The following is a 22012-nucleotide window of genomic DNA, read 5'->3' as shown; positions in this document are numbered from 1 at the left end:
CCCGGGCAGCGGCACCCGGCCCTGCTTCAGCGGCCGGCCAGCCACGCCACGGCGCCCGGCACGTCCACGGCCACCGGCACACCCGAGGGGGGCTCGGGGCGGCGGACGACGACGACCGGCAGGCCGAGCTCGCGGGCCGCGCCGAGCTTGGGGGCGGTGGCCGCCCCGCCGCTGTCCTTGGTGACCAGCACCTCGATCCGGTGCGCGCGAAGCACGGCGCGCTCCCCCTCCAGGGTGAACGGCCCCCGGTCGAGCAGGATCTCGGTGCGGCGCGGGAGCGGTGGCTGCGGGGCGTCCACCGAGCGGGCCAGGAAGTCGAGGTCCGTCAGGTGGGCGAAGGCGGCCAGGCCGAGGCGTCCGGTGGTGAGGAAGATCCGGCGGCCGAGGGCGGGCAGCGCGTCGGCGGCCTCGGCGAGCGAGGCCACCCGGTGCCAGCGGTCGCCCTCGGCGGGTGTCCAGCCGGGTCGCCGCAGGGCGAGCAACGGCACGCCGGTGTCGGCCGCCGCGCGGGCGGCGTTGCGCGACATCACCTCGGCGAACGGGTGGGTGGCGTCGACCAGCGCGTCCACCCGGTGGGTGCGCAGCCACTCGGCGAGGCCGGCCGGGCCGCCGAAGCCGCCGATCCGCACCTCGCCGACGGGCAGCCGGGGCTCGGCCACCCGTCCGGCCAGCGAGCTGGTGACCCGCAGGTCCGCGCGCCGGGCGAGTTCGGCGGCGAGCCGGCGGGCCTCGGTGGTGCCGCCGAGGATCAGCACATGGCGCGGCCGTTCGCCGCTGCCGACGGCCATCAGGCGCCGCAGGGCTCGTGCGGGCGCTCGCGCTCGGCCGAGTACAGGTGGCTGTCACGGAACTGCTCGGCGCCGAGCGTGCGGCCCACCAGGATCACGGCGGTGCGCACCACGCCCGCGGCCTTCACCTGGCCGGCGATGTCGGCGAGGGTGCCGCGCAGCACCAGTTCGTCGGGGCGGCTGGCCATCGCGACGACGGCGGCCGGGCAGTCGGCGCCGTAGTGCGGGAGCAGCTCCTCGACCACGTCGTCCACGTAGGCGGTGGCCAGGTGCAGTACCAGCAGGGCGCGGCTGCGACCGAGGGTGGCCAGGTCCTCGCCCTCGGGCATCGGGGTGGCGCGCTTGGCGACCCGGGTGAGGATGACGGTCTGGCCGACGGTCGGCACGGTCAGCTCCCGCTTCAGCGCGGCGGCCGCCGCCGCGAAGGCCGGCACTCCGGGGACGACCTCGTACGGGATGCCGGCCGCGTCCAGGCGCCGCATCTGCTCGGCGACGGCGCTGAACACGGACGGGTCGCCCGAGTGCAGACGGGCGACGTCCTGCCCCGCCGCGTGGGCGGTGGTGATCTCGCCGATGATCCGGTCCAGGTCGAGCTGTGCGGTGTCGACCAGCCGGGCGTCCGGCGGGCACTCGGCCAGCAGCTCCCGCGGCACCAGGCTGCCCGCGTACAGGCAGACGCCGCACCGCGCCAGGGTCCGCGCGCCGCGCACGGTGATCAGGTCGGCGGCGCCGGGGCCGGCCCCGATGAAGTAGACGGTCATGAGTGCTCTCCCGGACGGCTGGTGGATCGGTCGGCCGGCGGTTTGACGGCGGACCACTGGGTGACGGGCATCGCCTGGCGCCAGCCGGTGAAGCCGCCGACCGGGACGGCGTGCGCCACGGCGAGCCGCAGCAGCTCACCTCCCCAACGGCGGTACCACTGGGTGAGCAGCGCCTCGGACTCCAGCGTGACGGTGTTGGCGACCAGCCGGCCGCCCGGAGCGAGCGCCGCCCAGCAGGTCTCCAGCAGGCCGGGGACGGTGAGCCCGCCGCCGATGAACACCGCGTCGGGAGCGGGCAGGCCCGCCAGTGCGGCGGGCGCCGGGCCGGTGACCACCCGCAGTCCGGGCACGCCCAGCGCGGCGGCGTTGCGGGTGATCCGTCCGGCGCGGACCGGATCCCGCTCGATGCTGACGGCGCGGCAGTCGCGGTGCGCGCGCAGCCACTCGACGGCGATCGAGCCGGAGCCGCCGCCGACGTCCCAGAGCAGTTCGCCGGGCGCCGGCGCCAGCACGGCCAGGGTCGCGGCCCGGACGTGGCGTTTGGTCAGCTGGCCGTCGCTCTCGTAGGAGTCGTCGGGCAGGCCGGGCACCACCGATCCGCGGCGCCCGCCCGCGCACTCCACCGCGATCAGGTTGAGCGGATCCCCGGCCGGGTGCGGCCAGCCGTCGGCGGTGCCCTCCAACCGGCGTTCCGCCGGGCCGCCGAGCTGTTCCAGGACCCGCAGCCGGCTGGCACCGAACCCGCGGGCGGTGAGCAGGGCGGCGACCGCGGCGGGGGTGTGCGCGTCGGCGCTGAGCACCAGCAGCCGACGGCCGGGGTGGAGGGCCCGGGTGAGGGAGTCCGGCGGACGGCCGACCAGGCTGACCACCTCGGTGGCGTCCAGCGGCCAGCCGAGCCGGGCGCAGGCGTACGACACCGAGGAGGGGTGCGGCAGGACCAGCAGCCGCTCGGCGCCGACGGTCTCGACGAGGGTGCGGCCGATCCCGAAGAACATCGGGTCGCCGCTGGCCAGGACGCAGATCCGCAGGCCCTCGTGCGCGGCGAGCACCCCGGCGACGGCGGGACGCAGCGGGGAGGGCCACCGGACGCGCTCGGCGGTGACCTCGGCGGGCAGCAGGTCCAGTTGCCGAGGGCCGCCGATGACCACCTGCGCCTGCCGCAGGGCCGCGCGGGAGGTGTCGGCCAGGCCCGGCCAGCCGTCGGCGCCGATGCCGACGACGGTGATCGGCGGGCCCGTCGGCGCCGGGGCAGGGACGGGGGTGGCCAACAGAGACTCCTCGCAGGTCCGGAAGGGGGCAGCGGCAGCCTACCTGGCGGTACCGGGCGGCCGGACGGCGCCCGGCACCGGTCACGGCGGGGCCGACCGCCGCCGGCGCCGGTGCGGTTGCCCGCCGGGACCCGGGGTAGCCGAGCGTGGGGGGCCCGGGGCGTCGCCGGCGAGATGCAGGTCACGCGCCACCGGGTTAGGTTCGCGAGGGGGTACCTCAGCACGTAACGGAGGGCACCATGTCCGAGTCAGCGGTCCCGAACACCACCACCAACGCCGGAATCCCGGTGGCGAGTGACGAGCACTCGCTCACGGTGGGCCGGGACGGCCCGATCCTGCTGCACGACCACTACGTGATCGAGAAGATGGCCCAGTTCAACCGGGAGCGCGTGCCGGAGCGGGTGGTGCATGCCAAGGGGTCCGGCGCGTACGGGGTCTTCGAGACCACGGAGGACGTCAGCCGGTACACGAAGGCGACACTCTTCCAGCCCGGCAAGCGCACCGAGATGCTGGCCCGCTTCTCCACCGTCGCCGGTGAGCAGGGCAGCCCGGACACCTGGCGTGACCCGCGCGGCTTCGCGCTGAAGTTCTACACCGAGGACGGCAACTACGACCTGGTGGGCAACAACACGCCGGTCTTCTTCGTCCGCGACACGATCAAGTTCCAGGACTTCATCCGCTCGCAGAAGCGGCGGCCGGACAACGGCCTGCGCGACCACGACATGCAGTGGGACTTCTGGACGCTGTCACCGGAGTCCGCGCACCAGGTCACCTGGCTGATGGGCGACCGGGGCATTCCCAGGTCCTACCGGCACATGAACGGGTACAGCTCGCACACGTACCTGTGGATCAACGCGGACGGCGAGCGGTTCTGGGTGCAGTACCACTTCAAGACCGACCAGGGCGTGGACTTCCTCACCCAGGAGGAGGCCGACCGCCTCGCCGGCTCCGATCCGGACCTGCACCGCCAGGACCTCTACGAGGCGATCGAGCGCGGTGACAACCCGTCCTGGACGCTGTTCGTGCAGATCATGCCCTTCGACGCGGCGCCGGACTACCGGTTCAACCCGTTCGATCTGACCAAGGTGTGGCCGCACGGCGACTTCCCGCTGATCAAGGTCGGCCGGATGACGCTCAACCGCAACCCCGAGGACTACTTCGTCCACATCGAGCAGGCCGCCTTCGAGCCCAGCAACGTGGTGCCGGGCATCAGCGTCTCGCCGGACAAGATGCTGCTCGGCCGGATCTTCTCCTACCCCGACACCCACCGGTACCGGATCGGGCCCAACTACACCCAGCTGCCGCCGAACCGGCCGCACGTCCCGGTGCACTCCTACGCCAAGGACGGCCCGATGCGCTTCGAGCCGGCCCGGGTCGCCGCACCGTACGCCCCCAACTCCAAGGGCGGACCGGCCGCCTCCCCGGAGCGCTACGACGACCCGGCGGCCGGCTGGCAGACCTCGGGCGAGATGGTCCGGGAGGCGTACTCGCTGCACCGGGAGGACGACGACTGGGGCCAGGCGGGCACCATGGTCCGCGAGGTGCTGGACGACGCGGCCCGCGACCGGCTGGTCTCCAACATCGTCGGGCACCTGCTCGCCGGCGTCAGCGCCCCCGTCCTGGAGCGCGCCGTCCAGTACTGGCGCAACGTCGACAAGGATCTCGGCGACCGGGTCGCCGCCGGTGTCGGGAAGGGCTGACCGGCCGTAGTCCACCGGAGCCGCCCGCGCGTCACGGAGCGCGGGCGGCTCCGGCACGGACGGGCCGGCTCATCCGCCGCGCCGCGTCCAGTCCCCGGAGGGGATCGGCGCGGGCCGGGCGCGCAGCCGGGCGGCCGCTCCGGGGCCGGCCAGGTAGACCCAGGCCACCACGGCGGCGCCGGTGTCCGTCAGCCGTACGGGCAGGCGGTGGCGGACGTACTCGCCGGAGCCGTCGGGCCGGCAGTCCTCCAGGCGGTCCAGGGCGAGCAGCACGGCCGGGTACAGGTCGGGCCGGACGGTGACGAGATCCCCGAATACGTGGCGATCCCGATCCGGCAGCGCGTACGGGAAACCGGGGCCGGCGTGCAGGGCGGCCCCGGGCAGCAGGGCCGGCCGGACGGCGGTGATCCGCCCGGCGAGATGCGCGGGGTGGTTGCGCCCGCCGGGGCGGAGCGTGCCGTAGACGAAGAAGGGGAGCCCGGCGGGCGCACCGGCCGGGCCGGGGCCACACGCAGGGGGATCGGGCGGCACGGCGAGCCTCCTCGGGCTGGGCAGAGGGCCACGGTAGAGGTCGGAGGTCGGAGGTCGGAGGTCGGAGTCGGAGCCGTGGTGGCGGCCGTGGCACCGGTCGTACCCGTGGCCCCGGCCGCACCTGGTGTCCCGGCCGCGCCCGCAGCGGGAGCGGGATCCGTGCTCCGGACCGTCCGGACCGGAATCGCACTGGCGCGAGAGGCCGGTGGTGCGGTGTCATGGCGTTCGTCGTACAGCACCGTTCCAGGGAGACACCCATGACCGCACCGGCCCCGCAGAGACCCTCGACCCCCGTCGGGACGTCGGCGCCGCAGCCTTCCCTGGAGGAGCGCCCCCGGGTGAGCGGGACGGTCTGGACGGCGTTGGCCATCGTGTACGTCCTCTGGGGTTCGACCTACCTGGCGATCCGGATCGTGCTGGAGACGCTGCCGTCGTTCCTCTCGGCCGGCTCCCGTTCCCTGGTCGCCGGCCTGCTGCTGCTCGGCCTGGTGGCCTGGCGCCAGGGCGGCTCCGCGATCCGGGTGACCCGCCGGCAGCTCGGTTCGGCCGCGCTGGTCGGCCTGCTGCTGCTCACCGGCGGCAACGGCCTGGTGGTGCTCGGCGAGAACTCGATCCCCTCGGGCCTCGCCGCGCTGCTGGTCGCGGTCGTCCCGCTCTGGATGGTGCTGCTGCCGCTCGCCTTCGGAGGCCGGCGCCCGCACCCGGCCGCGCTCGGCGGGGTGCTGCTCGGCCTGGCCGGCCTCGCGGTGCTCTCCTGGCCCGCGCTCGGCGGCGACGTCGCGCCGGCCGGTGTGATCGCGGTCGTCGCGGCGACGCTCACCTGGGCCGCCGGGTCGTTCGCGGCCGGGCGGATCGCCATGCCGCCGAACGCCTTCGCGGCCGCCGCCTACCAGATGATCGCCGGCGGCCTGGCCGGCCTGCTGGTCGGTCTGGCCCGCGGTGAGCAGCACGGCTTCGAGCTCTCCCAGGTCTCCACCCGCTCCTGGCTGGCCCTCGCCTACCTGGTGGTGTTCGGCTCGCTGGTCGCCTTCACGGCCTACGCCTGGTTGCTGCAGTCCGCCCCGCTGACGCTGGTCTCCACCTACGCGTACGTCAACCCGGTGGTCGCGGTGCTGCTCGGCTGGCTGGTCCTGGCCGAGCCGCTCACCGGGCCGATCCTGTGCGGCGGCGCGATCGTGGTGGCGGCCGTCTGCCTGGTCGTCAGCACCGCGCGGCGGGGCTGACCGGCCGCCGCGGGCCGGCGGCGGCAGACTGACCCCGTGCACCGACTCCTCGACGACGCCGGCCCGGAGGGCTTCCTCGCCGACTGGTACGGGCCGCCCGACCGGCCCGCGCCGGTCGGGCCGCCGGCGGTCGTGCCGGAGGCCGGCGGCGCGCCGGATCCGGTGACGGAGCCGTCGGAGCGGGGCAGCCCGGCGGAGCAGCGCCTGCCACCGGCACTGGAGCAGTGGTACGGCGTCGTCGCCGGCTACGGCCGCCCGGTGCTCTTCAACCACAGGATCGTCGCGCCGCAGGACCTGTACGAGGACGGCGGGCTGCTCGCCTTCTGCGGGGACGACTTCGGCGCGCAGGAGTTCGGGGTCGAGCCCGGCGACGGGGATCCGGTGGTCCACCAGCGCTGGGTGGGCGGCGGCGACGACTGGGAGCCGCACCACGAGGGCCTGCGGCTCTCGCAGTTCCTGACGGCCCTGCTCGTGCACGAGTCCGTCCAGGGCGCCCGGTACGGCGCCGGGGCGGCCGGGCTGACCGCCGAGCGGTGCGCCCGGCTGCTCACCCCGCTGCACCGGCTGCCCGGCCCGGAGCTGTTCACCCGGCAGTACGTCGGCGAGGGGCTGCTGGCGGTCGCCTGGTCCGAGCCGGACCGCTCCGGCTGGACGGTCCGGCTGGCCGCCCGGGAGGAGGAGCGGCTGCGCTACGCCGCGGCCGTCCCGGGGGTGACGTTCGGTCCGGGGGAGTGGTACCCCGGCTAGTGCTGTCACCACCCGGGGTCACCGGGGCACCGGGTCGCGGTCGTGCGCGGACGCCGGAGCAGCTCTCGCGGGTCCGGCGCCCGACCGCCCGGCGCCGGTTCTGCAGGACGACCCGGCCCTGCGTCCGAAGACCCTAGGGTTGTCGGCATGGATGATCTCCGCCGGAACGGCCGCGCTCTGAAAGTGCGCCTCGCGGCGCTCGGCGCGGCGGCGCTGACCGTCGCGGTGGGCCTGGGCAGCAGGGGAGTCCTGCCGGGAGAGGGCGCCAAGGTGGCCGGGGACGTGCTGTACACCGTGCTGGTGTACGCGTTGGTCGTGCTGGCCGCGCCGCGCGTCAGGCCGGAGAGGGCCGCGCCGGTCGCTCTGGGGGTGAGCTGGGCGGTGGAGTTCTTCCAGGCCACCGGGATCCCGGCCGAACTGTCCCGGTGGAGCGTCCTCGCCCGGCTCGTCCTCGGCACCACCTTCAACGTCCCCGACCTGTTCTGGTACGTCGCGGGCGCCGCGCTCGGCCGGCTGGTGCACCGGGCGGCTGCCGCTCCGGGCTGACGGATCGTCGCTGTCGGGCTGCGGTCACGGCACCGGTGCGCGGGAGCGCCGGCCCGGGGGCCGGTGGCGTCCTCCGGGTGCTCGGCGCTGAGGGCGGTCAGCAGGAGCCCCGGGAAACGGCGTTCGAGCCGACCGGGTATCTTTCGGATGTCCGCACCGTCGCCGACCTCCCGGGGCCGCCGTGAGCACCACGCTGCCGTCGACCGGGCCGCCGGCGGGCCCCGCCTCGTCGACCGCGGGACGGCGCTGACCCCCCGGGCGCAGACCGGCGGCCGGCCGGTTCCAGACCCGCCCGCGGTGGGGCCGGATCACCGCCCCCGATCCCGACCTTGTCGACCGAGCGCGCGACCGGCGCCCCGGCAGGGCGAGCAGCCCGCCGGGCGCCGGCCGCCCCGAACCCTCCGAGCGGAGCGAGACCGTGTCCACCACCCCCGGCCCGGCGAGGCCGCGGATCGCCGTGCTCGGCGCCGGCAGCATCGGCTGCCACCTGGGCGGCATGCTCGCCCGGAGCGCCGACGTCACGCTGATCGGCCGCCCGGACGCCATGGCCGCGATCCAGCGGCGCGGCCTCACCCTGACCGGTCCGGACGCCGCCCGGCGTGAGGTCCGCGATCTTCGTACGGCCACCGGGGCGGCCGCGGCGGCCGGGGCCGACTACGTCCTGGTGACGGTCAAGTCCGCCGACACGGTGGCCGCCGCCCGCGAGGTCGCGGAGCACCTGGCGCCCGGCGCGGTCGTGCTCAGCTTCCAGAACGGGCTGCACAACGCGCGGCTGCTGCGGGCCGAGCTGGCCGGCCACCGGGTGCTGGCGGGCATGGTCCCCTACAACGTGGTGCACAGCGCTCCGGCGGCCTTCCACCAGGGCAGCGGCGGGCAGGTGATGCTGGAGGCCGATCCCGAGCGGGTCGACGGGCGGAGCGCCGCGTTCGCGCGGGCGGCCCGGGCGGGCGGGCTCGATCTGACGCTGCGCCGGGACATGCCCGCCGTGCAGGCAGCCAAGCTGCTGATGAACCTCAACAACGCGGTGAACGCGCTCTCCGGCCTGCCGCTGCGCGAACAGCTCGGCCGACGCGACTACCGTGCCTGCCTCGCGCTCTGCCAGTACGAGGCCCTCGGTGCGTTCCGGGCGGCCCGGCTCGCCGCCGCCCGGCTCGGCCCGGTGCCGGCCGGTTGGATGCCGCGGGTGCTCGCCCTGCCCGACCGGCTGTTCCACCGGCTGGCGGGAGCCACGCTGAGGATCGACGCGCAGGCCCGCTCCTCGATGTGGGAGGACCTCCAGCGCGGTCGCGGCACCGAGATCGACGCGCTGCAGGGTGAGATCGTCGCGCTGGCCGCCCGCCACGGCCGACCGGCTCCCGCCAACGCCCGGCTGATCGCGCTGGTCCGGGAGGCCGAGGCGGCGGCCCCGGGCACGGCCCGCCGCTGGAGCGGCCCGGAGCTGCTCGCCGAACTGACCGCGGCGGCCCGTGGCCGACCGGACACCGCCCGGTCACAACTCCAGACAGGGCTTAGCGGGGCGCGGCCGCCAGCAGGGAGGCCCGGCGCCACTGGCGGGCCGAGCGGTGGTCGATGATCCCGAGGTCGGTGAAGAACACCACCGCCTTGCGGGACCAGTCGGTCTTCGCCTGCTGCCAGTGCGGGTTCCCGGCGGCCGCCTGCCGGGCGGCCCTCGGGTCGAGGCCGGCCAACGCGTACACCCGGGGATGGATGATCTCGGAGACCGACTGCCGGGCCAGCAGGCCCAGGGCCTGCCGGAACAGCGCCCGGCGCGGAGTGCTCAACGCGGCCCACCGGCGCTCCAGCTCGGGCTTGGCGTACCCGATGTGGCGGGCCTCCTCGATCACGTGGATCCGGGCCACCGAGCGGGCCAGCGGCTGGAGGCTCTCGTCGCGGATCATCTCGCGCTGCAGGGCGTCGGTGAACTCCTCCACGAAGATCGCGCCGGCGAAGGTCATGGTGGTGTCGTTGAGCAGGATGTGCAGGTTGCCGAGCCGCTGCGCCCGGCGGCTGGGGCGGGCCGAGGGGTAGCCCGTCCGGGCGATGTAGCGGGCGAACATGGTCGAGTGCCGGCACTCGTCGGCGACCTCGGTCAGCGCGTACTGGGCGTGCTTGGTGGTCAGGTCGCTCGCGTAGACGTGCCGGACCAGACCCTCCATCAGGATCAGCTCGAACCAGATGCCCGCGGAGATCGTGCTGGCCAGCTCGTGGACGCTCAGCTGCGCCCGCTGGCGGTGTGTCATCCGCTCCCAGAGCGGGGTCCCGTAGAGCGAGACCCGGTGCGGCGGGACGGCGAACTGGTCCGGATCGATCGGGGCGTCCCAGTCGATCTCGGTGAGCGGGTCGTGGGAGTGCCTGGCGGAGACCCGCAGCAGCCGCTCGGCGTTCTGCTCGCGGTCGGCCGTCCGGGTGGAGGTGGCTTCGCTCATCTGTCGGCTCCGGTGGGTGCGGGCGAGGGTGTGGGGTGACCGAGGGCGCGCAGGGCGAACGCCGACAACGCCGGGACGAGCTCCGCCGCGGACGAGCAGTCGGCCAGCGGGCCGACCAGCGCCTCGCCCACCGCCCCGACCAGGGCCGCCGCGGTGAGCTGGGGGTCCTGGTCGGGCAGCCGGCCGGCGGCCACGCCCTCGGCGATCAGACCGGCGATCAGATCCCTGAAGGCCAGCCGGAAGACCAGCCGCTCGGCGTCCACCTCGGGGTCGACCGGCTCGGCCAGTAGGGCGAACGCCAGCCGGGGCTTGCGCAGGGCCCGGCCCGCGAACGTCCCGATCACCGAGGCGACCTGGGCGGGCAGATCGCCCTCGAAGGCGGCGGCCGCCCGCACCGCGGCGACCTCACGGCCGACGACGCTGCGAAAGAGCTCCGCCACCAGCTCGGCCTTGTTCGGGAACGACCGGTACACGCTGCCGGTGGCGATCCCCGCGCGCTGCGCGACGGCCGCCACCGAGCAGGCGGCGTAACCGTGTTCGGAGAGCAACTCGGTGGCGGCGGCGAGCACGGCGTCCCGCTGGGCGTCGAGCCGGGCCTGGACGGCCGGGGTCTTTCGGTAGGCCATGGCAAGAAGTGAAGCAGTGATTCACCGCCTCATCAATACCCCTGCGCGGCGCAGTCGACCGAAGCGGCGGGCGCCCGGCGGGCCGAGGGTCGTCGCGGCGGTCGGGCCGGGCCGGCCGGCAGGGCGAGGCGGATCGGGGATCGGGAGGGCCGGGCCGGCCGGCAGGGCGAGGCGGACCGGCCGGATCCGGCCTGCCGGTTCCGGCCGGCGGTGCGAGGGGAGTCGTGCCCGCATGGTGAGATCACCGGGGCGCAGCGCCCGGGCCCGTTGGTAGCATCCCGGTGAGCCGCGACTGGCGCGCAGGGATGGATTCAACCATCGGGAAGCGGCTCCGTGTCTCACGTCTGCTGCCGTGCGCCTGGGCCGTCCGTACCGAGCGAGGAGACACCCTTGCCTGCCCAGGCCTCCGAGAACACCACGCCCGCCGCGCCGCACACCGAGGCGTCGCCGGCCGCCAACGCCGCCTTCCGCAACGCGCTGGACGTCGTCCGCCAGGTCGAGCCGCGCGTCGCGGACGCCATCGGCGCCGAGATCGAGGACCAGCGCGAGTCCCTCAAGCTCATCGCCAGCGAGAACTACGCCTCCCCGGCGGTCCTGCTCGCGATGGGCAACTGGTTCAGCGACAAGTACGCCGAGGGCACCGTCGGCCGTCGCTTCTACGCCGGCTGCCGCAACGTCGACACCGTGGAGGCGCTGGCCGCCGAGCACGCCCGCGAGCTGTTCGGCGCCGAGCACGCCTACGTCCAGCCGCACTCCGGCATCGACGCCAACCTGGTCGCCTTCTGGGCGGTGCTCTCCCAGCGGGTCGAGAGCCCCGCACTGGCCCGGGCGCAGGCGCGGCACGTCAACGACCTGACCGACCAGGACTGGGCCGAACTGCGACGGGAGCTCGGCAACCAGCGGATGCTGGGCATGTCGCTCGACACCGGCGGCCACCTCACCCACGGGTTCCGCCCCAACATCTCCGGCAAGATGTTCGAGCAGCGCAGCTACGGCACGGATCCGGCCACCGGCCTGATCGACTACGACGCGCTGCGCGCGACCGCCCGTGAGTTCCGTCCGCTGATCCTGGTGGCCGGCTACTCCGCCTACCCCCGGCTGGTGAACTTCCGCCTGATGCGCGAGATCGCCGACGAGGTCGGGGCGACCCTGATGGTCGACATGGCGCACTTCGCGGGCCTGGTCGCCGGCAAGGTCCTGACCGGCGACTTCGACCCGGTGCCGCACGCCCAGATCGTCACCACGACCACGCACAAGTCACTGCGCGGCCCGCGCGGCGGCATGGTGCTCTGCACCTCGGAGCTGGCGGAGCACGTGGACCGCGGCTGCCCGATGGTGCTCGGCGGCCCGCTCTCGCACGTGATGGCCGCCAAGGCGGTCGCCCTGGCCGAGGCCCGCCGGCCGGAGTTCCGGGACTACGCCCGCCGGATCGTCGAGAACGCCGACGCACTCGCCGAGGGCCTGCTGCGGCGCGGCGGCAGGCTGGTCACGGGCGGCACCGACAACCACCTCGTCCTCGTGGACGTCTCGGGCCACGGCCTGACCGGCCGCCAGGCCGAGGCGGCGCTGCTCGACGCCGGCATCGTCACCAACCGCAACTCCGTCCCGCAGGACCCGAACGGCGCCTGGTACACCTCCGGCGTGCGGCTCGGCACCCCCGCGCTGACCACCCGGGGCCTCGGCGTCGTGGAGATGGACGAGATCGCCGGCCTGATCGACAGCGTGCTGCGCGGCACCACGCCCACCACCACGGCCGCCGGAGCCTCCTCCAAGGCCCAGTACGTGCTGGATCCGGCGCTGCGCGAGGAGGTCGCCAAGCGTTCGGCCGACCTGCTGGCCGGGTTCCCGCTCTACCCGGGCGTCGACCTGTCCTGACGCGGCCTCGCGCCGCGGGCCGGCCGGTACTCCGCCGGCCGCCCGCGGCGGGCCGGCCGGTCGCGGCCGATCCCCTCCGCGATCCCGTCCGCGGTTGCGCCTCCGGCCGCGTCACCCGGCCGTGCCACGGTCCCGGCGCATTCCTCGGCGGGTTCCTCGGCGGGTTCCCCGGCGCCGCGGTGGTGTGGCGTCAGCGGGCCGGTCGCGGTTCGGGGCGTCCGTAGGCGGGCACGAGCGCCAGCGGGGCGCCGGCGTCCGGCAGCGGGCCGTAGGCGAACCAACCGATCAGCGTGGACTGTTCGGGGGCCTCGGCGGGCTGGTCCGCGAGCGCGGCGGGGGCGGTGGCCCCCAGGACGAGGGCCGCCGTCCCCAGGGCGGTCAGCAGGCCGCGCAGCCGTGCACGCGGGGCGGCGGGCAGTCGTACGGGCAGTCGCATGGCGGCACTTCCTCACTCCCGGGGAGGCGGAGCCCGGTCGCGGCTCCCGGTCACGGCCATGCTGGCAGCGGCGCCCGGCCCGTCCGCCGCACGCCGCCCGGAGTGTCACCCGGACGGCGCGGCGGATCACCACGATGGGTCAGCGCGGCGGATCACCGCGGTGGGCGGCGCAGTGGGTCCGCGTGGCGGGTCGGCGGGCGGCGGTCAGGGGAAGACGATCAGTGAGCGGCCGCCCTTGCCGGCCGCCATCCGCTCGAAGGCGGCGGGGATCTCGTCCAGCGTGATCCGGTCCGTGATCAGCGACTCCAGGTCCAGCCGCCCGGCCCGGACGTGCTCGGCCAGCACGGGGACGTCCACCGCCGGGTCGCTGTTGCCGTAGACGCAGGCGCTGAGCGTGCGGGCGAAGTGGAAGACCTCCAGGGCGGAGAAGGAGACCAGGTCGTCCTTGCGGCCGATGCCGACCACGGTGGTGCGCCCGCCGCGCCGGGTGGAGGACCACGCGGTACGGATGGTGGCGCCCCGGCCGACGCACTCGATGGCGTGGTCGGCGCCGTGGCCGCCGGTCAGCTGCCGGACGGCCTTGGCCGTGCCGTCGTCGGAGAGGACGAAGCCGGTCGCGCCGTGCCGGCGGGCCAGCTCCTCCTTCTCCGCGGAGACGTCCACCGCGATGATCCGGCCGGCCCCCGCGATCCGGGCGGCCTGGAGCACCGCGAGGCCCACCCCGCCGAGGCCGAACACCACCACCGACTCGCCGGCCCGCACCCGCGCCGAGTGGTGCACCGCGCCGTAGCCGGTGAGCACCGCGCAGCCGAGCAGGGCCGCCGCGTCCAGCGGTACGCCGTCCGGCAGCGGGATCAGGGCGCGCTCGGGGACCACCGTCTCCTCGGCGAAGGCGGCCACGCCCAGGCCCGGGTGGACGCCGGTGCCGTCGGCCAGCGCGGCGTACGTCGAGGTGGACCCGGCCCCGGAGTTCTCGCAGAGCCACGGTTCGCCGAGCGTGCAGAGGTGGCAGGACCAGCAGGCGGGAGCCCAGTTGAGCACGACGCTGTCACCGGGGCGGAACGAGAGCACGCCCTCGCCGACCTCCGTGACGGTGCCGGCTCCCTCGTGGCCGAGCACCACGGGGGTGGCGGTGCGCAGCACGCCGGTGGCCAGCGAGAGGTCGGAGTGGCAGACGCCGGCGGCGGCCAGCTTCACCCTGACCTGGCCGGGGCCGGGGGCGGGCAGCTCGATCTCGACCAGTTCCAGCGGGCTGCCGACAGCGGTGAGCAGGGCGGCGCGGACCATGGGAGTACCTCGGTTTCGTCGGGGGAGGACAGGGCGGCGGACGGGCTCAGAACTGCAGGGACTTCGGCTGGAGGAACTCTTCCAGGCCGTGCCGCCCGAGCTCCCGGCCGACCCCCGAACCCTTGAACCCGCCGAACGGCGCCAGCGGGTTGAAGCGGCCGCCGTTGATGTCGACCTGGCCGGTGTCCATCCGCCGGGCGAAGGCCGCGGCGCTCGCGTCGTCGCCCGCCCAGACGCCGCCGGCCAGACCGTACGCGGTGCCGTTGGCGATCTCCAGCGCGTGCTCCTCGTCTCGGTAGCGGAGGATCGAGAGCACCGGGCCGAAGACCTCCTCCTGGGCCACGGTCATCTCCGGCGTGACGTCGGCGAGGACGGTCGGCCGGACGTAGAAGCCCTGGTCCAGCCCCTCGGGAGCATCGGCGCCCCCGACGACCAGCCGGGCGCCCTCGGCGAGCGCGCCGGTGATGTACCCGCGCACCCGCTCGCGCTGGCGGGCGCTGACCACCGGACCGATCCGGGTCCGGGGCGAGGCCGGGTCGCCGGGGACGTACTTCCCGGCGGCCTCGGCGGCGAGGGCCACCGCCTCCTCGTACTGCTCCTCGTGCACCAGCAGCCTGGTCCAGGCACTGCAGGTCTGGCCGGAGTTGTTGAAGACGTTGCCGACGTTGACGTTCACCGCGCGGGCGAGGTCCGCACCGGGCAGGACGACGTTGGCGGACTTCCCGCCGAGTTCCAGGGCGACCCGCTTGATGCCGCGCCCCGCCGCCGCGGCGATCTCCCGGCCGACGGCGGTCGAGCCGGTGAAGGAGACCAGATCGACCTGCGGGTGCTCGGCCAGGGCGGCGCCGGCGACCGGGCCGAGGCCGGTGACCAGGTTGAACACACCGGCGGGGAAGCCCGCCTCGTCCACGATCCGGGCGAACAGCCGGGCCACCAGCGGGGTGTCCTCGGCCGGTTTCAGGACGACGGTGCAGCCCGCCGCGAGGGCCGGGACGACCTTGGCGACGATCTGGTGCAGCGGGTAGTTCCAGGGCGTGATCGCGGCGACCACTCCGGCCGGCTCCGCCAGCACGGTGGAGTTGCCGACCCGCTCCTCGAAGGCGTACCCGGCCAGGATGCCCAGGTAGGAGTCGGCGACGGCGAGCGGTACGGCGGCCTGGACGGCGGTGGCGAAGCCGATCGGGCAGCCGAGTTCGGCCGTGATCGTTTCCGCGATCTCCTGCTGCCGGGCGGCGAGGCCGTCGCGCAGCCGGGTCAGCGGCACCAGCCGCTGTTCGCGGGTGGTCGCCGCCCAGGAGCGCGCGGCGGCCCGGGCGGCGCCGACGGCCGCGTCGACGTCCGGCGCCCCGCCGGCCGGGACGCTGGCGAGGGCCAGTTCGGTGGCCGGGTCCACCACCGTCACGGACGCGCTCGCGAGGGAGGGGCGCCAGGCCCCGCCGATGTACTGGTCCGTGTACCGCTGCACGGGGTCGTCCTCTCCTGGGCCGGCGGGCCGGCTCCGCACCGTTGTGACGTCCGTCGGGGAGCGGCCGCTCTTAACTAGCGATGCTAGTCAACGCCTTGGGCCGCCACCCGCGCAAGGGTGTGGACTGTGGCGACGGTCATGCGGCGGGCCGCCGGGGTGATCCGCCGGGGCCGACCGGCCGGGCCCTCGCGGTGGTCGGACGGAGTGTCGGACGGGGCTCGGACGGGTGCCCGGCACAGGGGCGGGAGCGGCGCCCGGGCCCCGCTTCGATTGAGCCGCGGCCCGGTGGGGTCGGGCCCGGGTGCCGCTACCCGGGCCCGGCCCCACCGTCGGGCCGGCGCCCGCTCGGTGGCCCTACGCGGCCCGGCCCCACCGGGCCGCGGCCGGCCAGCGGGCTCTCAGCCGGTCGGCTGGATGTCGCCGACGGTCACCGTCCGCCCGCCCGCACCACTGGTCAGGTCGCCCGGGGGGATACCGGGGTGGTGACGCGAGGCGTCCTGCTCCGCCGCCGGTGCGGGGGCGCCGTGGTCGGCCAGCGAGATCCGCGAGACGATCCGGTAGCGGTCGCCGCGGTAGAGCGAGTGGACGTACTCCACAGGCCGGCCGGTTCCGTCGGTGGTCAGCCGCTCGAAGAGCAGCGCGGGGGAGAGGACGGGGACGCTCAGCAGCCGCGCCTCCCGCTCGCTGGTGACGGTGGGTTCGATGGACTGGACCGCCTGGTGCACCTGGATGCCGTGCTCGTCCCGCAGGAGTTCGTAGAAGTCCCCGGATTCCATGTCGGCCGGCGTCAGCCCCGGAACCAGGGCCAGCGGGACGTGCAGATGCTCGATCGCCATCGGTTCGCCGTCGACCAGCCGCAGCCGGGCGATGTAGACGATTTCGGCGGCGGGGGAGATGTGCAGTTTGCGTCCGACCCGGGCGCCGGCCTGGATCACGGAGAACTCCAGCACCCGGCTGGCCCAGCTGCCGGCGGCACGCGGCAGTACGAAGGCGCTGTCCTCCGTGGCCATCGCCAGTTCCTGGGTGATCTTCGCGGGTGCGACGAACATTCCCCGGCCGTGCTCGCGCACGATCAGCCCGGTGGTGACCAGTTCGTCCACGGCGGCGCGCAGCGTCGGCCGGGACACTCCGAGCTGTTCGCACAGGGTCCGTTCGGAGGGGATCGGGTCGCCGGCGGCCTGCGATTCGACGAGATTTCTGAGGTAGTCACGGACTCGCGTGCGCTTGAGAACGGGACCGGAGTCCTCGGCGCCCATGGTCGGGTCTCCTTTCCTGACGCTGGATATGACCAGCTGAGACTAGCCAGATGTTGACCAGTTTGCCAACGCCCGATATCCGACGGAAGGGCGCTACCGGTGGCACGGACCGGCCGACCCCGGTCCAGATCGGCGTTCTCCCCGCTCGCCGGGTACTGACCAGTCGGCCCGGTTACGTCGAGGTTTCCGGCGAATCCGGTACGACCGCAGGGGTTGACGCGCCCAGTGGTCCATGCCACCTTCTCTTACCAGTGCCGCTCCAGTCGGCAACTGGTAAGTTCCACACCCGCTCCCTTCGAGGTGACGTCCTCCATGAGACCCCCCGTGTCCTCCCGCCTGCGACCCCGCTCCGCAGCCGCTCTCGTCGCGGTCGCCGCCCTGGCCCTCAGCGGCCTCACCGCGTGCGGCTCGTCCGCCGGATCCGGCGACACCGCCGCAGCACCGTCCAAGCTGACGGTCTGGATCATGCGGGACAGCGTCTCCGACAGCTTCCTCCAGCGCTTCAGGGCCGACTACGAGGGCGCCCACCAGGGCACCACCCTGGACGTCCAGATCCAGGAGTGGGACGGCATCGGCCAGAAGATCACCAGCGCACTGGCCAGCAAGGACGCCCCCGACGTCATCGAGGTCGGCAACACGCAGGTCGCGCAGTACGCGGCCAGCGGCGGCGTCCAGGACCTCAGCGACAAGGTCGACGACCTCCAGGGCAAGGACTGGATCCCCGGCCTGGCCGAACCGGGGAAGATCGACGGCAAGCAGTACGGCATCCCCTGGTACGCCGCGAACCGGGTCGTCATCTACAACAAGGACCTCTTCGCCCAGGCCGGCATCACCACCCCGCCCAAGACCCGGGACGAGTGGATCGCCGACACCACCAAGCTCAACACCGGCGGCAACGACGGCATCTACCTCTCCGGACAGACCTGGTACGCACTGGCGGGCTTCGTCTGGGACGAGGGCGGCGACCTCGCCGCCAAGGGCGCCGACGGCAAGTGGACCGGCACCCTCGACACCCCGCAGGCCAAGGCGGGCATGGCGTTCTACCAGCAGCTCCAGGCCCTCGGCAGCGGACCGAAGGACTCCGACGAGGCCAAGCCCCTGCAGGCCGAGGTGTTCGCCAAGGGCAGGAGCGCGCAGGTCCTCTCCACCCCGGGCGGGGCCGCCGCGATCCTCAAGGCCAACCCGGCGCTGAAGGACAAGCTCGGCTTCTTCCCCATCCCCGGCAAGAGCGCCGACAAGCCCGGCGCCGTCTTCACCGGCGGCTCGGACCTGGTGATCCCGGAGTCCTCCCGGCACCAGGCGGCCGCGTACGAGGTGGTCAAGGCGCTGGCCGGCGACACCTGGCAGAGCGCGATGGCCAAGGAGATGAGCTACGTCCCCAACCGCACCTCGCTGGCCGGCGTCCTCTCCGGCGACCCCGGTGCCTCCGCGATGGCCGCCGGCGCGGTCAACGGCCACGCCACGCCCAACTCCCCGAACTGGGCAGCGGTCGAGGCGAACAACCCGATCAAGCAGTACATGACCCAGGTCCTCACCGGAGCCGACCCCGCCGTCGCCGGCAAGACCGCCTCGGAGGCCATCACCAAGGCGCTGAACAGCACCTCCTGACCTCCCGAAGCCACCCCGCCCGCCCCGGGCCACACCCCTGAGATCCAGAACAGCACCTCCGACGGGAGTCACGCCGTGCTCACCGCACCCCCGGCCGCGACCAGGCCGACCGCCAAGGCGCCGCCACCGCCGGCACGACGCCCCGCCCGGCGCGGCGTCGTGGCCGCCGCCCGGCCGTACCTGCTGATCGCCCCGACGCTGGCGGGCACGGCGTTCCTGCTGCTCTACCCGCTGGCCCGCAACATCCTGATGTCCTTCCAGCACTACCGGATGGCCGAACTCATCCACGGCGGGGCCAAGTTCATCGGATTCGCCAACTACGGCGCGATCCTGAGCGATCCGGAGTTCTGGACGGTCGTCCGCCGTACGCTCTGGTGGACCGCGCTCGACACCGGCCTCATCCTGCTCCTGGGCACCCTGATCGCGCTCATGCTCGACAAGCTCGGCCGGTGGATGCGGCTGGCCGTGATGAGCGGCCTGGTGCTCACCTGGGCCACCCCGGTGATCGCCGCCACCACGATCTTCCAGTGGCTGTTCCAGTCCCGCTTCGGAGTGGTCAACTGGTCACTGGACCAGCTCGGGTTCCACTCCTTCCGGAACTACGCCTGGTTCGCCCACGGCGGCTCGACCTTCGCCATCCTGGTGGCACTGGTCGTCTGGCAGTCCGTCCCGTTCGCGGCGCTCACCCTCTACGGCGGTCTCACCACCGTGCCGGCCGAGCTGTACGAGGCGGCCCGCCTGGACGGCGCCGGCGCCTGGCAGACCTTCCGCCTGGTCACCTTCCCGGTGCTGCGGCCGCTGTTCGCCCTGGTCACCTCGCTGGAGGTGATCTGGTGCTTCAAGTGCTTCGCCCAGATCTGGGTGATCAGCCAGGGCGGCCCGGACAACGCCACCACGACACTCCCGGTCTACGCGTTCCAGATCGCGCAGGCCCTGCACAAGTACGACCTGGGCTCGGCCGTCTCGACCCTCACCGTGCTGATCCTCACCGGCGCGCTGGTGTTCAATCTGCGCCGGATGTTCCGTCAGGAAGGAGAGGAACTGTGAGGCACCCACTGAGCCGCACCCTGCGCCGGGTGCCGCTGAACACCGCCGCGCTGGCCGTCCTCGCCGTCTCGGTCTTCCCGGTGTACTGGATGGCGATCACGGCCTTCAAGCCCACCGCCGACATCCAGGCCGACACCCCGTCCTTCCTGCCGCTGCACCCGACCCTCGACCACTTCCGCACCGCCGTGCACGCCGCCGGATTCGGCACGTTCTGGCGCAACAGCCTGATGGTCACCCTCGGCGCCGTGCTGATGTCCCTGCTGGTGGCCCTGCTCGCGGCGTTCGCCGTCGGCCGGATGCGCTGGCGCGGGCGGCGGGCGTTCATCCTGATGGTGTTCATCGCCCAGATGGCGCCCTGGGAGGCGCTGCTGATCCCGATGTACGTGATCGCCCGGGACACCGACATGCTGGACAGCCTCTCGATGCTGACGCTGGTCTACTTCATGACCACCCTGCCGTTCACCATCGTCACGCTGCGCGGGTTCCTCGCCGCGATCCCGGTCGAACTGGAGGAGTCCGCCCAGGTCGACGGGTGCAGCCGGGCCGGCGCGTTCCGCCGGATCACCCTGCCACTGCTCGCCCCGGGACTGCTGTCCACCTCGCTCTTCGGCTTCATCACCGCCTGGAACGAGTTCGCCTTCGCCAACACCCTGATCATCAAGAACCAGGACGCCCGGACCCTGCCGGTCTGGCTCTCCTCCTTCGCCAACGTCTTCGGCACCGACTGGGGCGCCACGATGGCCGCCTCCTCGCTGTTCATGCTGCCGGTCCTGCTGGTGTTCCTCGTCCTGCAGAACAAGGTCACCTCCGGCATGACCGCCGGCGCCGTCAAGGGCTGACCCCGCCCCCACCGCCCCCTGGAGCATCCCACCGTGATCATTCCGAAGCCCGGCCGGCTCGTCCGTGCCCCCGGGGCCTACACACTCGGTCCGACCACCACCGTCCTGGCGGCGGAGGGTGCGCAGGACGCGGCGCGGCTGCTGCGCACCCTGCTGTCGCCCGCCACCGGACTGCCGCTCGCACCGGCCACCGGCTCCACCGCCGGCATCACCATGACCCTCGACCCGGCGGACCACGCCCTCGGCGCCGAGGGCTACCACCTCATCGTCACCCCCGAGGCCGTACGGCTGCGCGCCGCCCACAGCGCCGGACTGCTGCACGGCGTCCAGACCCTGCGCCAGCTGCTGCCGCCCGAGGCACTCGCCGACCGCCCGCAGCCCGCCGTGGCCTGGCGGATCCCCTGCCTGGAGACCACCGACGTGCCACGCTTCGGCTGGCGCGGTGCGATGGTCGACGTGGCCCGGCACTTCCAGCCGCTGCCGTTCCTGCTGCGCACCGTGGACCTGCTGGCCTTCCACAAGCTGAACGTCCTGCACCTGCACCTCACCGACGACCAGGGCTGGCGGATGCCCAGCGACGCCTATCCGCTGCTCACCGAGATCGGCGCCACCCGGGCCCGCTCCATGCTCGGGCAGGCCGGCAGCACCCGCTACGACGACCGGCCGCACGGCGGCTCGTACACCGTCGCCGAGCTGCGCATCCTGGTGGACTACGCGGCCGCCCGGGGGGTGACCGTCGTGCCGGAGATCGAGATGCCGGGCCACACCAGGGCCGCCCTCGCCGCCTACCCGCACCTGGGCAACGTGCCCGGCCGCACGCTCGACGTCTGGACGGACTGGGGAGTGTGCGAGAACATCCTCGGCGTGCACGAGGAGGTGCTGGAGTTCTGCCGCACCGTCCTCGGCGAGGTGCTCGACGTCTTCCCGTCCCGCTACGTCCACATCGGCGGCGACGAGTGCCCGACCCGGGAGTGGGAGGAGAGCCCGGCCGCCCGTCGCCGGGCCGAGGAGCTGGGGCTGGCCGCGCCGAAGGAGCTGCACGGCTGGTTCCTGGGGCGGATCGGGTCCTTCCTGGTGGACGCCGGCCGCCGGCCGCTCTGCTGGGCCGAGGACAGCATGTCCTCGCTCCCGGCCGAGTTCACGGTGATGCCCTGGCGTGACGGCGACCACGGCCTGGCCGCCGCCCGCCGCGGCCACGACGTGGTGATGGCGCCGCACCGCTCCACCTACCTGGACTACCCGCAGTCCGCCGGGCCGGAGGAACCGCTCGGCCAGGCCGGCGAGGTCGTCGACCTGCGCGCCGTGCACGACAACGAGCCCGCCCCCGAGCACTGGGAGCCCGCCGAGGCCGCCCGGGTGCTCGGCACCCAGGCGCAGCTGTGGAGCGAGTTCATCACCACCCCCGCCCAGTCGGACTACCTGGCCTACCCCCGGCTCTGCGCGCTGGCCGACCGCGCGTGGAACCCGTCCAGCGACTGGACCACCGACTTCCTGCCCGCCCTTCGCGACCACGGCCCCCGCCTGGACGCGCTGGGGATCAACCGCACCACCCCGCAGTAGGCACCACCGCGCACCATCGCGCA

20 protein-coding genes and 1 riboswitch are annotated in these 22012 nt (G+C 74.2%); of the genes, 10 read left to right on the top strand and 10 right to left on the bottom strand.

Annotated elements, in window-relative coordinates:
• Positions 1-26 precede the first annotated feature (26 nt).
• From OG823_RS06275 to cbiE, 3 genes are read right to left on the bottom strand one after another with little or no spacing between them, the layout of a single operon-like run.
• Positions 27-788 carry a cobalt-precorrin-6A reductase gene (locus OG823_RS06275; protein ID WP_371478192.1) on the bottom strand — a complete coding sequence of 254 codons (762 nt, stop codon included), beginning with the start codon at positions 786-788 and terminating at the stop codon, positions 27-29.
• A complete protein-coding gene (gene cobM / locus OG823_RS06270) occupies positions 788-1549 on the bottom strand; it encodes a precorrin-4 C(11)-methyltransferase (protein ID WP_371478191.1) in 762 nt (253 codons plus the stop codon). The genes OG823_RS06275 and cobM overlap by 1 nt, the downstream gene beginning before the upstream one ends.
• The gene (cbiE, locus tag OG823_RS06265) at positions 1546-2817 is read right to left on the bottom strand and encodes a precorrin-6y C5,15-methyltransferase (decarboxylating) subunit CbiE (protein ID WP_371478190.1); all 1272 of its coding nucleotides are present in this window, start codon (positions 2815-2817) and stop codon (positions 1546-1548) included. The genes cobM and cbiE overlap by 4 nt, the downstream gene beginning before the upstream one ends.
• A gap of 239 nt (positions 2818-3056) precedes the next feature.
• On the opposite strand from cbiE, the gene OG823_RS06260 reads away from it, so the two are divergent.
• Positions 3057-4517 carry a catalase gene (locus OG823_RS06260; protein ID WP_371478189.1) on the top strand — a complete coding sequence of 487 codons (1461 nt, stop codon included), beginning with the start codon at positions 3057-3059 and terminating at the stop codon, positions 4515-4517.
• A 69-nt stretch (positions 4518-4586) separates the two neighbouring features.
• Here the strand turns inward: OG823_RS06260 and OG823_RS06255 are convergent, their stop codons facing one another.
• Positions 4587-5048, bottom strand: coding sequence for a gamma-glutamylcyclotransferase family protein (locus OG823_RS06255; protein ID WP_371478187.1), 462 nt, complete (start codon positions 5046-5048; stop codon positions 4587-4589).
• 257 nt (positions 5049-5305) lie between these two features.
• On the opposite strand from OG823_RS06255, the gene OG823_RS06250 reads away from it, so the two are divergent.
• From OG823_RS06250 to OG823_RS06235, 4 genes are all read left to right on the top strand, one after another.
• The gene (locus OG823_RS06250; RefSeq protein ID WP_371478186.1) at positions 5306-6271 is read left to right on the top strand and encodes an EamA family transporter; all 966 of its coding nucleotides are present in this window, start codon (positions 5306-5308) and stop codon (positions 6269-6271) included.
• Positions 6272-6307: 36 nt separating this feature from the next.
• Positions 6308-7018 (top strand): hypothetical protein, encoded by a 711-nt coding sequence (locus tag OG823_RS06245; protein WP_371478185.1) that lies wholly within the window; start codon positions 6308-6310, stop codon positions 7016-7018.
• Positions 7019-7165: 147 nt separating this feature from the next.
• Entirely contained in the window at positions 7166-7564 is a 399-nt protein-coding gene (locus OG823_RS06240; protein ID WP_371478183.1) for a DUF2809 domain-containing protein, read from the top strand.
• Positions 7565-7982: 418 nt separating this feature from the next.
• A complete protein-coding gene (locus OG823_RS06235) occupies positions 7983-9137 on the top strand; it encodes a 2-dehydropantoate 2-reductase (RefSeq protein ID WP_371478181.1) in 1155 nt (384 codons plus the stop codon).
• Here OG823_RS06235 and OG823_RS06230 read toward each other — a convergent pair.
• Both OG823_RS06230 and OG823_RS06225 read right to left on the bottom strand, forming a co-directional pair.
• Positions 9073-9990: a diiron oxygenase gene (locus tag OG823_RS06230; RefSeq protein ID WP_371478180.1), complete on the bottom strand. Its 918-nt coding sequence runs from the start codon at positions 9988-9990 to the stop codon at positions 9073-9075. The genes OG823_RS06235 and OG823_RS06230 overlap by 65 nt on opposite strands.
• Positions 9987-10616, bottom strand: a complete 630-nt coding sequence (locus OG823_RS06225) for a TetR/AcrR family transcriptional regulator (RefSeq protein WP_371478178.1) — start codon at positions 10614-10616, stop codon at positions 9987-9989. Before OG823_RS06225 ends, OG823_RS06230 begins: the two co-directional genes overlap by 4 nt.
• Positions 10617-10894: 278 nt before the next feature.
• A riboswitch (ZMP/ZTP riboswitch) is annotated at positions 10895-10987 on the top strand.
• 19 nt (positions 10988-11006) lie between these two features.
• On the opposite strand from OG823_RS06225, the gene OG823_RS06220 reads away from it, so the two are divergent.
• Positions 11007-12491, top strand: a complete 1485-nt coding sequence (locus tag OG823_RS06220; RefSeq protein ID WP_371478176.1) for a glycine hydroxymethyltransferase — start codon at positions 11007-11009, stop codon at positions 12489-12491.
• Between the two features lie 190 nt (positions 12492-12681).
• Here the strand turns inward: OG823_RS06220 and OG823_RS06215 are convergent, their stop codons facing one another.
• From OG823_RS06215 to OG823_RS06200, 4 genes are all read right to left on the bottom strand, one after another.
• On the bottom strand, positions 12682-12927 hold the full coding sequence (locus OG823_RS06215) for a hypothetical protein (protein WP_371478175.1): 246 nt from the start codon (positions 12925-12927) through the stop codon (positions 12682-12684).
• A 204-nt stretch (positions 12928-13131) separates the two neighbouring features.
• Positions 13132-14214 (bottom strand): Zn-dependent alcohol dehydrogenase, encoded by a 1083-nt coding sequence (locus tag OG823_RS06210; protein ID WP_371478173.1) that lies wholly within the window; start codon positions 14212-14214, stop codon positions 13132-13134.
• 46 nt (positions 14215-14260) lie between these two features.
• Complete coding sequence (locus OG823_RS06205) at positions 14261-15679, bottom strand: aldehyde dehydrogenase family protein (RefSeq protein ID WP_371478171.1); 1419 nt, start codon at positions 15677-15679, stop codon at positions 14261-14263.
• A gap of 398 nt (positions 15680-16077) precedes the next feature.
• Complete coding sequence (locus OG823_RS06200; RefSeq protein ID WP_371478170.1) at positions 16078-16935, bottom strand: GntR family transcriptional regulator; 858 nt, start codon at positions 16933-16935, stop codon at positions 16078-16080.
• Positions 16936-17247: 312 nt separating this feature from the next.
• On the opposite strand from OG823_RS06200, the gene OG823_RS06195 reads away from it, so the two are divergent.
• The 4 genes from OG823_RS06195 (at position 17248) to OG823_RS06180 (ending at position 21989) form a co-directional block, all read left to right on the top strand.
• The gene (locus tag OG823_RS06195; RefSeq protein ID WP_371478169.1) at positions 17248-18543 is read left to right on the top strand and encodes an extracellular solute-binding protein; all 1296 of its coding nucleotides are present in this window, start codon (positions 17248-17250) and stop codon (positions 18541-18543) included.
• A gap of 75 nt (positions 18544-18618) precedes the next feature.
• Positions 18619-19590: a carbohydrate ABC transporter permease gene (locus tag OG823_RS06190; RefSeq protein ID WP_371478168.1), complete on the top strand. Its 972-nt coding sequence runs from the start codon at positions 18619-18621 to the stop codon at positions 19588-19590.
• Positions 19587-20429, top strand: a complete 843-nt coding sequence (locus OG823_RS06185; protein WP_371478166.1) for a carbohydrate ABC transporter permease — start codon at positions 19587-19589, stop codon at positions 20427-20429. The genes OG823_RS06190 and OG823_RS06185 overlap by 4 nt, the downstream gene beginning before the upstream one ends.
• 33 nt (positions 20430-20462) lie before the next feature.
• On the top strand, positions 20463-21989 hold the full coding sequence (locus OG823_RS06180; protein ID WP_371478164.1) for a beta-N-acetylhexosaminidase: 1527 nt from the start codon (positions 20463-20465) through the stop codon (positions 21987-21989).
• Positions 21990-22012 lie beyond the last annotated feature (23 nt).

Source organism: Kitasatospora sp. NBC_00315, assembly GCF_041435095.1.
Classification (GTDB): Bacteria; Actinomycetota; Actinomycetes; order Streptomycetales; family Streptomycetaceae; genus Kitasatospora.
The sequence above is the reverse complement of the archived record's forward strand: the minus strand, read 5'-3'. Positions and strand labels throughout refer to the sequence as shown.